This window comes from Plantactinospora sp. CA-294935 (assembly GCF_050936445.1).
GTDB lineage: Bacteria > Actinomycetota > Actinomycetes > Mycobacteriales > Micromonosporaceae > Plantactinospora.
The window spans coordinates 3,243,676-3,256,930 of the sequence record NZ_JBNJMU010000001.1; the positions used below are offsets into that span (position 1 = coordinate 3,243,676).

Sequence of the window (13,255 nt, forward strand, 5' to 3'; positions counted from 1 at the left end):
CCTGAGATATCCCACGCGCGAAGTCCGGGGAGTCCCCATGGCTGCTGAGCCCGCGGACGTGTGACGATCGGAGCGTCGGTGGAACGGGACGTGACGCGGCAGGTCCGGCGCACGTCACCCCCACCGCCCGAGACGAGGAGTTCGAAGATCCGCGCCACGACCGAGCCACCCCGCCTGTACCGCGCCCGCGACCATCGGATGGTCGCCGGCGTGGCTGCCGGGATCGCCCTGCACCTGGGCATCCGGGCGGTGTGGGTACGCGTGGCGTTCCTCCTGCTGCTCGGGTTCAGCGGGCTGGGCCTGCTGCTCTACGCGGCGTTCTGGGCGGTGGTGCCGCCGTTGCCCGGTGGTGCCCCGCCCCGGCGCAACGTCTTCCAGTTGCTGCCGTTCGTGGCCATCGGGCTCGCCGTGATCCTGATCGAGGTGCTGGCCTTCAAGTCCGGCGGGGTGGCCGGGACCGCCGGCTGGCTGGTGTCGATCATCGCGGTCGGCGCCGGGGTGATCTGGCACCAGTCCGCGCCGGAGCGTCGCTGGCAGTGGGACCAGTCGCTGCCGGTGCCGTGGCTCGGGGCGGTGGTGGCGGAGAGCGACCGGCGGGCCTTCGTGCTGCGGTTCATCGGCGGTGGGGTGCTGGTCGCGGTGGGCCTGATCGGGGTGGTGGCGGTCTACCGCCCGCAGGGCAACTTCGACGCGGTGGTCAACGGGGTGATCTTCGCCCTGGTCGCACTCGCCGGGGTCGGCGTGGTGGCCGCCCCGGTGCTCTGGCGGACCTACAACCAGTTGCGGGCCGAGCGGGAGGGGCGGATCCGGGAGCAGGAGCGGGCCGAGCTGGCCGCGATGATCCACGATCAGGTGCTGCACACCCTCGCGCTGATCCAGCGCAACGCGGCCGACGTCAAGACGGTGCAGCGGCTCGCCCGGGGGCAGGAGCGCTCGTTGCGGAGCTGGCTCTACAAGCCGACCGGCTCGCCGACCGAGCGGTTCGCCGCGGCGCTGGAGCAGGCCGCCGCTGAGGTGGAGGACACTTTCGCGATCACCGTCGAGGCGGTGGTGGTCGGCGACCGGGAGACCGACGAGCGGGTCGGCGCGCTGGTGGCCGCGGCCCGGGAGGCGCTGGTCAACGCGGCCCGGCACGCCAAGGTGCAGACCGTCTCGCTCTATGCCGAGGTCGAGCCGGAGCAGGTGAGCGTCTTCGTCCGCGATCGCGGGGCGGGCTTCGACCCGACTACGGTTGAGGACCACCGGCACGGCGTACGCGGCTCGATCATCGGGCGGATGAAGCGGCACGGCGGGCGGGCGGAGATCCGCAGTACGCCGGGGGACGGCACCGAGGTGAGACTTTTCCTCCCGATACCCCGGGAGGGCGCGGCACCAGGGAAGGACAGGTAACGATCATGGTCGAGTCGACCGAGCCGGCGCCGGAGGGTACGCCCGAGCCGCGGCTGCTGCGGGTGTTCCTCGTCGACGACCACGCGATGTTCCGGGCCGGCGTACGCGCCGAGCTGGGGGCGCACGTCGAGGTGGTCGGCGAGGCCAGTACGGTGGCCGAGGCGATCAGCCGGATCGCCGCCACCGAACCGGACGTGGTGCTGCTCGACGTGCACATGCCGGACGGGGGCGGTCGCGCGGTGCTGGAGGCGGTCCGGCGTACCCGCCCGGAGGTGCGGTTCCTGGCGCTCAGCGTCTCCGACGCGGCCGAGGACGTGATCGGCCTGATCCGGGCCGGCGCCCGGGGGTACGTCACCAAGACCATTTCGCCGGACGAGCTGACCGCCGCGATCCGCCGGGTCGCCGACGGTGACGCGGTGTTCAGCCCCCGGCTGGCCGGGTTCGTGCTGGACTCCTTCGCCTCCCGGCCGGACGCGCCGGTCGCCGATCCGGAGCTGGACCAGCTCACCAACCGTGAGCGGGAGGTGCTGCGGCTGCTGGCCCGGGGCTACGCGTACAAGGAGATCGCCAAGGAGCTGTTCATCTCCATCAAGACGGTGGAGACGCACGTCTCGAACGTGCTGCGCAAGCTGCAGATGTCCAACCGCTACGAGTTGTCCCGGTGGGCCGCCGACCGCCGTCTGGTCTGAGGACGCCGACGCCTCGCCCGCCCCGGGCGTCCCGGCGGCCGGTCGGCGGTGCGGCATCGGCGGTTCCACCGGTACGGCATCGGCCGAGCGGTGGGTGTCCGGGCGGTGACGATCGGGTACTATATATCGATGGCTTTCAGTATCCGGCTGTCCGTCGTATCCGCGGTGCGCAGTTCCACATCGTCCAAACGGACGAGCACGGTAGGTATGCGCTTGACATCGGAGAGCGCCCGCGGTGACGCGGGAAAGGTCACATGGAGCCATGCGGGCGGTTGTCGGAGCACCTTGCGCCGGTGACGTTTTGCCTGCTCAGCGCCGTGTTCGGAGAGGCGCCCAGCGGGTGGGGCACACGCTTGAAACATTGCCGGCAACTAACGGGTTGATAACGGCACCTTTCCGCGCTAGGCGGCTCAGTGTCACAGTGTCAGTCACCTCACAGTCCCTCGTGAGCGCCCTGAGGAGGCTTCACTCATGCGCGGGCAATTCCCGTTAAAGATGGCGGTCGGAGCGACCGCCATAATGTTGTTGGCGGCAGGCTGCAGCGGTGGCGGCGACGACGAGACCTCGGCGGCTGACGCCCTGATCTCGATCGGCATCGGCGAGCCCCAGCACCTGATCCCCTCCAACACCACCGAGTCCAACGGTGCCGAGGTGCTGGCCGCACTCTTCAGCCCGCTGGTGGACTTCGACGCCGACAACAAGCCGTACACGGTCGCCGCGGAGTCGGTCGAGTCGACCGACAACAAGGTCTGGACGATCAAGCTCAAGGACGGCTACACCTTCCACAACGGTGAGAAGGTCGGTGCCGATAACTACATCAACGCCTGGAACCACGCGGCGTACGGCCCGAACGGCAACGGCGGCTCGTACTTCTTCGAGCGCATCGAGGGCTACAAGGACCTGCAGTCCAAGGACCCGGACGACGACGGCCCGCAGAAGGCTCCGGACCCGAAGGCCAAGACCATGACGGGGCTGAAGAAGGTCGACGACCTGACCTTCACCGTCACGCTCAGTGAGCCGTTCTCCGGCTGGCGTTCGGTCATGGGCTACACCGTCTTCTACCCGCTGCCGAACGCGGCGTTCGCCTCCGAGGGCGTGCTCAAGGAGGACTACGAGCAGGCCCCGATCGGCAACGGCCCGTTCAAGATGAAGGGCACCTGGCAGCACGACTCGAAGATCGAGGTCGAGCGCTACGACGCCTACCCGGGTGACAAGCCGAAGGTCGGCGGGGTCACCTACAAGATCTACCAGGAGCAGACCGCCCAGTACGCCGACCTGATGGGTGGCGCCCTGGACGTGGTGACCCAGATTCCGATCGAGAACCTGGCCACCGCCCCGGCCGACCTGGGTGACCGCTTCAAGACCAGTTCGAACTCGGTCTTCCAGTTCGTCGGCTTCCCGACCTTCCTCCCGCAGTACTCGAAGGTCGAGGTCCGCAAGGCGATCTCGATGGCGATCAACCGCAAGGAGATCACCGACAACATCTTCCGGGGCTCGCAGACCCCGGCGGCGTCGTTCGTCTCCCCGGCGGTGGCCGGCTACCGCGAGAACAGCTGCGGCGAGGCGTGCACCTACGACCCGGCCAAGGCCAAGGCGGCCTACGAGGCCGCGGGCGGCCCGAAGCAGATCAAGATCACTTACAACGCCGACGGTGGTCACAAGCCGTGGGTGGACGCGACCTGCAACCAGCTCAAGACCAACCTGGGCGTCGACTGCGTCGGCACCGGCGAGCCGAAGTTCGCCGACCTGCTCACCAAGGTCGAGAACAAGGAAGACGTCGGCATGATCCGGCTCGGCTGGATCATGGACTACCCGCTGATGGAGAACTACCTGGGTCCGCTGTACGGCACCGGCGGTTCGTCGAACTACTACGGTTACAGCAACCCGGAGTTCGACAACCTGGTCAAGCAGGGTTCGGCCGCGCCGACCGAGGAAGAGGCCATCAAGCTCTGGCAGCAGGCCGAGGACATCCTGGTCCGCGACATGCCGGTGATTCCGCTGCGGCTCGGCCAGAACGTCTTCGGTCACTCGGAGCGGGTCAAGAACGTCGAGGTCGACAAGTTCCAGAAGGTCGAGATCCTCAAGATCGAGGCCACGAGCTGACCTGACTGCTCCAGCGACGGACGGTCCGGTCCACCCGGCCTAGCCCGGGTCGGATCGGACCGTCCGCACGAGCCTCATCGGCCCGGCGATCGGGACCGGTGAGGCTGCGGTCGCTACCGTGCGCATCACGGTCCGCTGCCCAGCAGGCAGTCACCGATGCTCGTCTCGCTAAGGACTTGGGATATGTTCCGCTACTTCGTGCGGCGCGTGCTGCAAGGGGTCCTGACGTTTTTCGGGGCCACCTTCATCGTGTACGCGCTGATGTTCGCCAACCAGGACGACCCGCTCCAGGCTCTGGCGGGTGAGCGACCGCTGCCGGAGAACGTCCGGCAGGCACTCACCGAAAGGTACCATCTGGACGAGCCGTTCATCTTCCAATATGGCCACTACATGCGTGGTCTGCTGACCGGGGACTTCGGCATCTCGCTGACCAACCGGCCGATCAGCGACATGATGCAGCAGGCCTGGCCGGTGACCATCCGGCTGGCGGTCTTCGCGATCATCATTTCGGCGCTGGTCGCCGTCACCGCCGGCATCGTCTCCGGGATCCGCCGCGGCGGCATCTTCGACACCACCACGCTGATCATCACGCTGGTCCTGCTCTCGCTGCCGATCGTGGTGCTGGCCCCGCTGGCGCAGCTCCTCTTCGGGGTGCAGCTGCACTGGTTCCCGGCGACAGCCGGTGCCGAACCCGGGTTCTATCAACTCATCCTGCCGGCGCTGGTGCTGAGCTGTCTGGTGATCGCCACCCAGATCCGGGTCACCCGGGCGTCGGTGGCGGAGAACCTCCGCTCGGACTACGTCCGTACCGCCCGGGCCAAGGGCCTGGCGAACCGCCGGGTGATCGGCGTGCACGTGCTGCGCAACTCGCTGATCCCGGTCGTCACGCTGATCGGTGTCGACCTGGGCAACCTGATGGCCGGAGCGATCGTCACCGAGGGCGTCTTCAACATTCCGGGCGTCGGCTTCAACCTGTTCCGCGGGATCCGGACCGAGGACGGCCCACTGGTGGTCGGCTTCGTCAGCATCCTGGTGATCGTCTTCCTGGTGGTCAACCTGGTCGTCGATCTGTTGTACGCGGTACTCGACCCGAGGATCCGCTATGAGTGAGCGAAGTGAGCGAACCAGTCGACTCACGAGTGTGCGAACTGAGCGAACCAGTCGACTCACGAGTGTGCGAAGTGAGCGAACCAGTCAGCGTGACGTGTGCGCCTCCGGGCGGCGCCGAGCGTGGCGAGACGGCGGCATGAGTAAGCGAGGCGCCCGATGAGCAACGTCGAATCCGTCACCCAGGCGGAGGTACCCAACACCGCCGGCGTGCCGGTGTCGCCGGACGGCGGCCCCGAGAAGCCGCGCAGCCTGACCGGGGATGCCTGGGAGGACCTGCGGCGCAACTGGATCTTCTGGGCCGCCGCCGTCCTGGTGGTACTGGTCGTCGTGATGGCGGCCTTCCCGGGCCTGTTCACCTCGGCCAACCCGGAGGCGTGCGCACTGTCCCGGCAGCACCAGGGCCCGAGCGGCTCGGCAATCTTCGGCTACAACTTCCAGGGTTGCGACGTCTACGCCCGGACGATCTACGGTGCCCGCAACTCGGTGCTGATCGGGCTCTTCGCGACCATCATCTCCGGGGTGATCGGCCTGGTAGTGGGCATGGCGACCGGCTACTTCGGCGGCTGGGTCGACGCCCTGCTCGCCCGGGGCATCGACATCGTGCTGGGCATCCCCACCCTGCTCGCGGCGATCGTGCTGGCCCGGCGGCTCTCCGCCGACCCGCAGGACTCGGGCTTCCTCGCGGTGGTCTTCACCCTCGGCGTCCTGACCTGGACGACCGGCGCCCGCATCATGCGTTCGTCGGTCATCTCGGCGAAGAACCAGGACTACGTGGCAGCGGCCCGGATGCTGGGGGCCGGCTCCGGCCGGCTGATGTTCCGGCACATCCTGCCGAACGCCGCGGCGCCGTTCGTGGTGGTACTGACCATCCTGCTCGGCGTCAACATCGCCACCGAGGCCACCCTGACCTTCCTCGGCGTCGGTCTGAAGGGTGACGCGATCTCCTGGGGGATCGACATCTCGACGGCGGCGCCCTACGTCCGGGAGACGGCCACCCCGCTGGTCTGGCCGTCGGTCTTCCTGGCGATGACCGTGCTGGCGTTCATCATGCTCGGCGACGCGATCCGCGACGCCTTCGACCCGAGGCTGCGGTGAGCTGACCCATGACCGATATCAAGGCAGAGATCGACGTCCTGCCCGGGATGGACTCGTCCGCCCGGCTGCTGGAGGTCGAGGGTCTGCACGTCGAGTTCCATACCCAGGTCGGGATCGCCCGGGCGATCAACGGGGTGGACCTGCACCTGGATCCCGGCGAGACGCTGGCGATCCTGGGCGAGTCCGGCTGCGGCAAGTCCGTCACCGCCCAGGCGATCATGGGCATCCTCGACTCGCCGCCCGGGTTCGTCACCGGAGGGGCGATCCGCTACCGCGGTGTCGACCTGCTCAAGCTCCCTGAGGAGCAGCGCCGGAGGGTACGCGCCAACCACATCGCCATGATCTTCCAGGACGCGCTCTCCGCGCTGAACCCGGTCTTCCCGGTCGGCTGGCAGATCGGCGAGCTGTTCCGGGTGCACCGCGGGATGTCCCGGCAGGACGCCCGGAAGCGGGCGGTCGAGTTGCTCGACCTGGTCAAGATCCCGGCCGCGAAGCAGCGGGTCGGGGACTTCCCGCACCAGTTCTCCGGCGGTATGCGGCAGCGCGTCATGATCGCGATGGCGCTGGCGCTCGACCCGAAGGTGCTGATCGCGGACGAGCCGACCACGGCGCTGGACGTCACGGTGCAGGCCCAGATCATGAACCTCCTCGCCGAGCTGCGGCGGGAACGGAACATGGGCCTGATCCTGATCACCCACGACATGGGTGTGGTCGCCGACGTGGCCGACCGGATCTCGGTGATGTACGCCGGGAAGGTGGTCGAGGAGGCGCCGGTGCTGGACATCTACGCCCGGCCGGCGCACCCGTACACCAAGGCGCTGCTGGAGTCGATTCCCCGACTCGACCTCAAGGGGCAGCAGCTCAACGTGATCAAGGGGCTGCCGCCCAACCTGACCCGGATCCCGGCCGGCTGCCCGTTCCACCCGCGGTGCGCGTACGCCCGCGACGTGTGCCGGGCCGACCCGCCGCCACCGCAGTACGAGGTGGATCCGGTTCGGACGGCACGGTGCCATTTCTGGACGGAGGTGGTCGGCGATGAGCCAGCCGTCAGGTAACGAGGTCGTGCTGGAGACCCGCGGGCTGGTCAAGCACTTCCCGATCACCCGGGGCATCGTCTTCCAGAAGAAGGTCGGTGCGGTACGCGCGGTCGACGGCGTCGACCTGCAACTGCGCCGGGGCGAGACCCTCGGCGTGGTGGGCGAGTCCGGCTGCGGCAAGTCGACGCTGGCCAAGCTGCTGGTCGGGCTGGAGAAGCCGACCAGCGGTGCGATCAACGTCCGGGGTCAGGACATGACCCGGCTGGCCGGTGGCGAGATGCGGAAGGCCCGGCGCAACATCCAGATGGTGTTGCAGGACCCGTACACCTCGTTGAACCCGCGGATGACGGTCGGCGACATCGTCGGTGAGCCGTTCGACATCCACCCGGAGGTCGCTCCGGCCGGCGAGCGGAAGCAACGGGTCCGGGAGCTGCTGGACCTGGTCGGGCTGAACCCGGAGCACATCAACCGCTATCCGCACCAGTTCTCCGGCGGTCAGCGGCAGCGCATCGGGATCGCCCGGGCGCTCGCCCTCAGGCCGGAGATCATCGTCTGTGACGAGCCGGTGTCGGCGCTGGACGTGTCGATCCAGGCGCAGGTGATCAACCTGCTGGAGCGGTTGCAGGACGAGCTGGGGCTGTCGTACATCTTCATCGCGCACGACCTGTCGGTGGTCCGGCACATCGCCGACCGGGTCGCGGTGATGTACCTGGGCAAGGTCGTGGAGATCGGCGTCGAGGACGAGATCTACGAGCGGCCGACCCACCCGTACACCCAGGCGCTGCTCTCGGCGGTGCCGGTGCCGGATCCGACCCTGCGCGGCCAGCGGGACCAGATCGTCCTGGAGGGCGACGTGCCGTCGCCGGCCAACCCGCCGTCGGGCTGCCGGTTCCGCACCCGCTGCTGGAAGGCGCAGGAGATCTGCGCCAGCCAGGAGCCGCCGCTGGTGGAGCGGGAGCACTCGGCGCACCCGAGCGCATGTCATTTCGCCGAGGAGCGGGACGTGGTGCACGCGGTCGAATAGACCGGTCAGACGCGGTGGTGTGCCTGACCCGGCCAACCACCGATGCGAGAAGAACGCCTCCTCACTGCCCGGGGCGCGGGCCGCCATCCATGCGGCCGGCGTCCCGGGCTCGCGTATCTCCCGGGCCGCCGAGGGCCGCCGGCCGGTCGGCGGAGCAGACCCGCCCGGGGTACGGCTCAGAGTGGGCCGCGACCGGTCTGGAGCAGACCCGCCCGGGGTACGGCTCAGAGCGGGCCGCGACCGGCCCGGAGCAGCAGCAGGGCGAGCTGGGTACCGTCCGCGCCGAGCGCCTCCCGGAACCGGTCCAGGATCTCCCGTTCGCGGGAGAGGACCAGCCGGGTGCCGCCGGAGGCCATCCGGGTCCGGCCGACCTGCTGGGAGAGTGCGGCGCGCTCCTGCCAGAGGGCGATCAGCTCGCGGTCGATCTCGTTGATCCGCTCCCGCAGCCCGAGGATGTGCTGCGAGGCGTCCGGCGCGCTCGTCCCGGTCTCGGGCTCGGCGCCGTTCGCCTCGGCGGGTTGCTGTGCCACCTCTGCTGCCACCTCTGCCGCCATGGGGTCCTCCTTGCCAGCCAGGTCCCCGGTGCCTGGATCCCGACGCGAAAAGCCCCGGGCTTCAGGAGCCCGGGGCTTTTCGTAGGTCATGTTCAGGCGCGACCCACGGCTGCCGGACTCCCGGAGCCGTAGTAAAAGTAAGGCTGCGCCCGATGGATCACGGGTTGAGTATGCCCAGCCAGCGGTGTCTTGGCAAGCGCATCGGCGATGCCCGGAAGGCGACGGGCGGGAACAATCCGGCCGAGGCGGGTACGGGCCCGGCGGAGGCGTAGCTGTCTCCCCGGCGGCATAGACTCGCGGGGCGATGCATGCTCTCTTCGAACCTCCGCCGCCCTCCGTCCCTCCGGCCCAGAGCGCGCCCCGGCACCGGCCGTCCGGCCCCGACCCGCAGGCCCTGCTGGCCGGGCTGAACGGGCCACAGCGGGACGCGGTGACCCACTCCGGGGCGCCGCTGCTGATCGTGGCGGGCGCCGGCTCGGGCAAGACCCGGGTGCTGACCCACCGGATCGCCTACCTGCTCGCCGCCCGGGACGTGCATCCGGGGCAGATCATCGCGATCACCTTCACCAACAAGGCGGCCGGGGAGATGAAGGACCGGGTCGCCGCGCTGGTCGGGCCCCGGGCCCGGCTGATGTGGGTCTCGACGTTCCACTCCGCCTGCGTACGCATCCTGCGGGCCGAGCACGAGCACGCCGGCCTGAAGTCGACGTTCTCGATCTACGACGCCGACGACTCGCGCCGGCTGATGCAGTTGGTCACCCGGGAGCTGGACCTCGACCCGAAGCGCTATCCGGCCCGGGGGCTGACCACCCAGGTCTCCAACCTGAAGAACGAGCTGATCGACCCGGAGACCTTCGCCGGCCGGGCGAACGGGCCGAACGAGCGGGCGCTGGCCGAGGCGTACACGCTCTACCAGCGGCGGCTGACCGAGGCGCACGCACTCGACTTCGACGACCTGATCATGACGACGGTGCACCTGCTCCAGTCGCACCCGCACGTCGCCGAGAGCTACCGCCGCCGGTTCCGGCACGTACTGGTCGACGAATACCAGGACACCAACCACGCGCAGTACACCCTGGTCAAGGAGCTGGTCGGCGGCACACCCGGGGTCGAGCCGGCCGAGCTGTGCGTGGTCGGCGACGCCGACCAGTCGATCTACGCGTTCCGCGGCGCCACCATCCGGAACATCCTGGAGTTCGAGCGGGACTTCACCGACGCCCGGACCATCCTGCTGGAGCAGAACTACCGCTCCACCCAGACGATCCTCAACGCGGCCAACGCGGTGATCGAGCGCAACAGCTCGCGCAAGCCGAAGCGGCTGTGGAGCGAGGAGGGCGCGGGGGAGCAGATCGTCGGCTACGTCGCCGACACCGAGCACGCCGAGGCGGACTGGGTGGGCCGGGAGATCGACCGGCTCTGTGACGCCGGGGTGGCCCGCCCCGGCGACATCGCGGTCTTCTACCGCACCAACGCGCAGTCCCGGGTATTCGAAGAGGTCTTCATCCGGGTCGGGCTCCCCTACAAGGTGGTCGGCGGGGTCCGGTTCTACGAGCGCAAGGAGGTCCGGGACGCCCTGGCCTACCTCCGTGCCGTGGTCAACGACGACGACACGGTGAGCATCCGGCGGATCCTCAACACTCCCCGCCGGGGCATCGGCGACCGGGCCGAGGCCTGCGTGGAGGCGCTGGCCACCCGGGACCGGGTCTCGTTCGGCGCGGCGCTGCGCCGGGCGTCCGAGGCGCCGGGCATCTCCACCCGGTCGGCCAACGCGATCGCCGAGTTCGTCACCCTGCTCGACGGGCTGCGGGAGCTGGCCGAGACCGCCCTGCCGGAAGAGGTGCTGGAGGCGGTGCTGACCCGCTCCGGCTACCTCGGCGAGCTGGAGGAGAGCATCGACCCGCAGGACGCCGGCCGGGTGGAGAACCTTCAGGAGCTGGTCAGCGTCGCCCGGGAATACACCGAACGGGTGGAGGCGCTGGCCGACGAGGGCGCTCCCGGTGCCACCCTGGCCGGCTTCCTGGAGCAGGTCGCGCTGGTCGCCGACGCCGACCAGGTGCCGTCGGACGACCCCGACCACCAGGGTGTGGTCACCCTGATGACCCTGCACACCGCCAAGGGGCTGGAGTTCCCGGTGGTCTTCCTGACCGGGCTGGAGGACGGCGTCTTCCCGCACCTGCGGGCGCTCGGCGACAACCGGGAGCTGGAGGAGGAGCGCCGGCTGGCGTACGTCGGGATCACCCGGGCCCGCAAGCGGCTCTACCTGTCCCGGGCGGTCACCCGGTCGGCCTGGGGGCAGCCGTCCTACAACCCGCCGTCCCGGTTCGTCGACGAGTTACCGGGCGACCTGGTGCGCTGGGAGCGCACCGGGGCCGCCTACACCTCGTGGTCCGGGACGGGCGGCGGCGTGGGTGGCCGGTCCGGCGCCGAGGACCGGTCCGGCGCCTACCGGGGCGGCGGCTTCTCCGGGGGTACGCCGAAGGCCGCCCAGCTCGCCTCGCGGCTCGGCATCGACGGCAGCCGGCTCAGCACCGCGAGCGAGCTGAAGCAGCCGCCCAAGGTCGCTGCCGGGGACCGGGTCAACCACCAGCGCTACGGCCTCGGCCGGGTGCTGGCGGTCGAGGGGCACGGTCCGGGTGCCCGGGCCCAGATCGACTTCGGCGACCAGACGCTCTGGCTGGTGCTCCGGCACGCCCCGATCGACAAACTCTGACCGCCGCTACCGAGCGTTCCGCTCCGCGTGCTGTCCGGCGGTTTGTTCGGGCTACCGTCCGGTGGTCCGCTCCGCGTGCTGTCCGGCGGTTTGTTCGGGCTACCGTCCGGTGGTCCGCTCCGCCTGTGCTCCGGCGGCCCGCTCTTCGACGAGGGTGACGGAGCCGCCGAGCAGGGCGTGCAGTCCCGTCTCGAAGAGCCGGTCGAGGTCGAGGTCGTAACCGGTCCGGGCGAAGCTCGCCAGCGGCCGCGCGTAGTTCGGGTGGTCGTCGGAGCCGGCCAGCGCGTCCATCGCGGGCCCCTGGCGCGTGATCCACTCTTCCTCGGAGAGGCCGGTGGCGGCCCTGGCCTGGGTCTCCCGCTCCAGGCGCACGGCGAGGCCCTGCACGAAGCTGTAGATCAGCACGTTCAGGTCCAGCATGGTGCTCGGGTCGAGCCCGAGGCCGTCCCGCACGGCGAGCACCCACTCGCCGTGCACCATCAGGTTGGCCAGTGGCAGCGGCCGGGTCAGCGGGCTGAGCTGGGCGAGGCAGGGATGCCATCGACCGGGCCAAGCGGGTCATCGCGCTCGACCGCTGACCCGGCTCAGCAGCCCAGATCCACCCCACGGGCCCGCATCCACGGTGCCGGGTCGACCTGGTTCCACAGCCCGTTGTGCACCTCGAAGTGCAGGTGCGGCCCGGTGGCGTCGCCGGTGGCACCCTCGTACCCGATCACCTGGCCGGGCTTGACCCGCTGCCCGACGCTGACCACCGTCCGGCTCTGGTGGGCGTAGTGGGTGAGCCAGCCGTTGCCGTGGTCGACGACCACCGAGATGCCGTACCCGGCGAAGGCCCAGCCGGCATCGACGACCGTGCCGGCTCCGGCGGCCCGGATCGGGGTGTCCGCCGGCATCGCCAGGTCGATGCCGGCGTGCATCGTCCCCCAGCGCATCCCGTAGCAGGAGGTGACGCCGGCGCCCGGCATCGGGTCGACCCAGGCGGGCGCCTTCCGGCTCGCGGTCGGGCTGACCGCCTTGGCGGACGCGCTGCTCCGGCTCGGGGTCGGCGGCCGGGTCGTCGCGGCGGCGCTCGGCGTGGGCGTCGCGGTCGGGGCCGGGGAGGTCGTCGGGCTGGCGGCCTCCCGCGCGGCCCGGTCGGCACGCTGCGCGGCGGCGGCCCGGGCAGATTCCTCCGCGGCCACCGAGACCCGGTCGGTCGGCCGGTCGTCGCCGACGGCCACCGCCGTCACCGCGCCGGCCACGCCGAGGCCGAGCAGGGCGACCAGCCCGGGCACGAGGTAGCGACGCCGGCCGCCGGTCCGGTGCCGGGCGACGTCCGACCGTCCGGTACGCCGGCTCGTGCCGGTCTCGACGGCCCGGTGCGCGGTCGTCTCGGGCTGGTGCGGGTCGGTCTCCGGCACGACGGGTCCCTTCTGGGTGGGGCGTGGACCCGGGAAATGGTGGTAGGCGCGGCGGTGCCACGGCGGCACGGGGCTGCCGGTCCGGACGACGGCCGGACGGCGGTAGCACGGTTATGCCGGAAATCGCCCTTGATGGCCGCTATC

At 70.2% G+C, this 13,255-nt stretch carries 11 protein-coding genes; 8 read left to right on the plus strand and 3 right to left on the minus strand.

Annotated features, from left to right (window positions below; genetic code table 11):
• Positions 1–147 precede the first annotated feature (147 nt).
• From ACQEVC_RS14525 to ACQEVC_RS14555, 7 genes are all read left to right on the plus strand, one after another.
• Positions 148–1,389 carry a PspC domain-containing protein gene (locus ACQEVC_RS14525; protein WP_432891393.1) on the plus strand — a complete coding sequence of 414 codons (1,242 nt, stop codon included), beginning with the start codon at positions 148–150 and terminating at the stop codon, positions 1,387–1,389.
• Positions 1,390–1,394: 5 nt separating this feature from the next.
• A complete protein-coding gene (locus ACQEVC_RS14530) occupies positions 1,395–2,078 on the plus strand; it encodes a response regulator (RefSeq protein ID WP_432877230.1) in 684 nt (227 codons plus the stop codon).
• Between the two features lie 471 nt (positions 2,079–2,549).
• The gene (locus ACQEVC_RS14535) at positions 2,550–4,181 is read left to right on the plus strand and encodes a peptide ABC transporter substrate-binding protein (RefSeq protein WP_432877233.1); all 1,632 of its coding nucleotides are present in this window, start codon (positions 2,550–2,552) and stop codon (positions 4,179–4,181) included.
• Positions 4,182–4,364: 183 nt separating this feature from the next.
• Complete coding sequence (locus ACQEVC_RS14540) at positions 4,365–5,291, plus strand: ABC transporter permease (protein ID WP_432877235.1); 927 nt, start codon at positions 4,365–4,367, stop codon at positions 5,289–5,291.
• A gap of 156 nt (positions 5,292–5,447) precedes the next feature.
• Entirely contained in the window at positions 5,448–6,386 is a 939-nt protein-coding gene (locus tag ACQEVC_RS14545; protein ID WP_432877239.1) for an ABC transporter permease, read from the plus strand.
• Between the two features lie 8 nt (positions 6,387–6,394).
• Positions 6,395–7,441 carry an ABC transporter ATP-binding protein gene (locus ACQEVC_RS14550; protein ID WP_432877241.1) on the plus strand — a complete coding sequence of 349 codons (1,047 nt, stop codon included), beginning with the start codon at positions 6,395–6,397 and terminating at the stop codon, positions 7,439–7,441.
• Entirely contained in the window at positions 7,422–8,447 is a 1,026-nt protein-coding gene (locus ACQEVC_RS14555) for an ABC transporter ATP-binding protein (protein WP_432877244.1), read from the plus strand. Before ACQEVC_RS14550 ends, ACQEVC_RS14555 begins: the two co-directional genes overlap by 20 nt.
• Before the next feature lie 224 nt (positions 8,448–8,671).
• Here the strand turns inward: ACQEVC_RS14555 and ACQEVC_RS14560 are convergent, their stop codons facing one another.
• Complete coding sequence (locus ACQEVC_RS14560; RefSeq protein ID WP_432877246.1) at positions 8,672–9,001, minus strand: chorismate mutase; 330 nt, start codon at positions 8,999–9,001, stop codon at positions 8,672–8,674.
• A 304-nt stretch (positions 9,002–9,305) separates the two neighbouring features.
• On the opposite strand from ACQEVC_RS14560, the gene pcrA reads away from it, so the two are divergent.
• Positions 9,306–11,711 (plus strand): DNA helicase PcrA, encoded by a 2,406-nt coding sequence (gene pcrA / locus ACQEVC_RS14565; RefSeq protein WP_432877249.1) that lies wholly within the window; start codon positions 9,306–9,308, stop codon positions 11,709–11,711.
• A 99-nt stretch (positions 11,712–11,810) separates the two neighbouring features.
• On the opposite strand, the gene ACQEVC_RS14570 is transcribed toward pcrA, so the two are convergent.
• A complete protein-coding gene (locus ACQEVC_RS14570; protein WP_432891396.1) occupies positions 11,811–12,221 on the minus strand; it encodes a TetR/AcrR family transcriptional regulator C-terminal domain-containing protein in 411 nt (136 codons plus the stop codon).
• Between the two features lie 74 nt (positions 12,222–12,295).
• Entirely contained in the window at positions 12,296–13,111 is an 816-nt protein-coding gene (locus ACQEVC_RS14575) for a M23 family metallopeptidase (RefSeq protein WP_432877252.1), read from the minus strand.
• Positions 13,112–13,255: the final 144 nt, after the last annotated feature.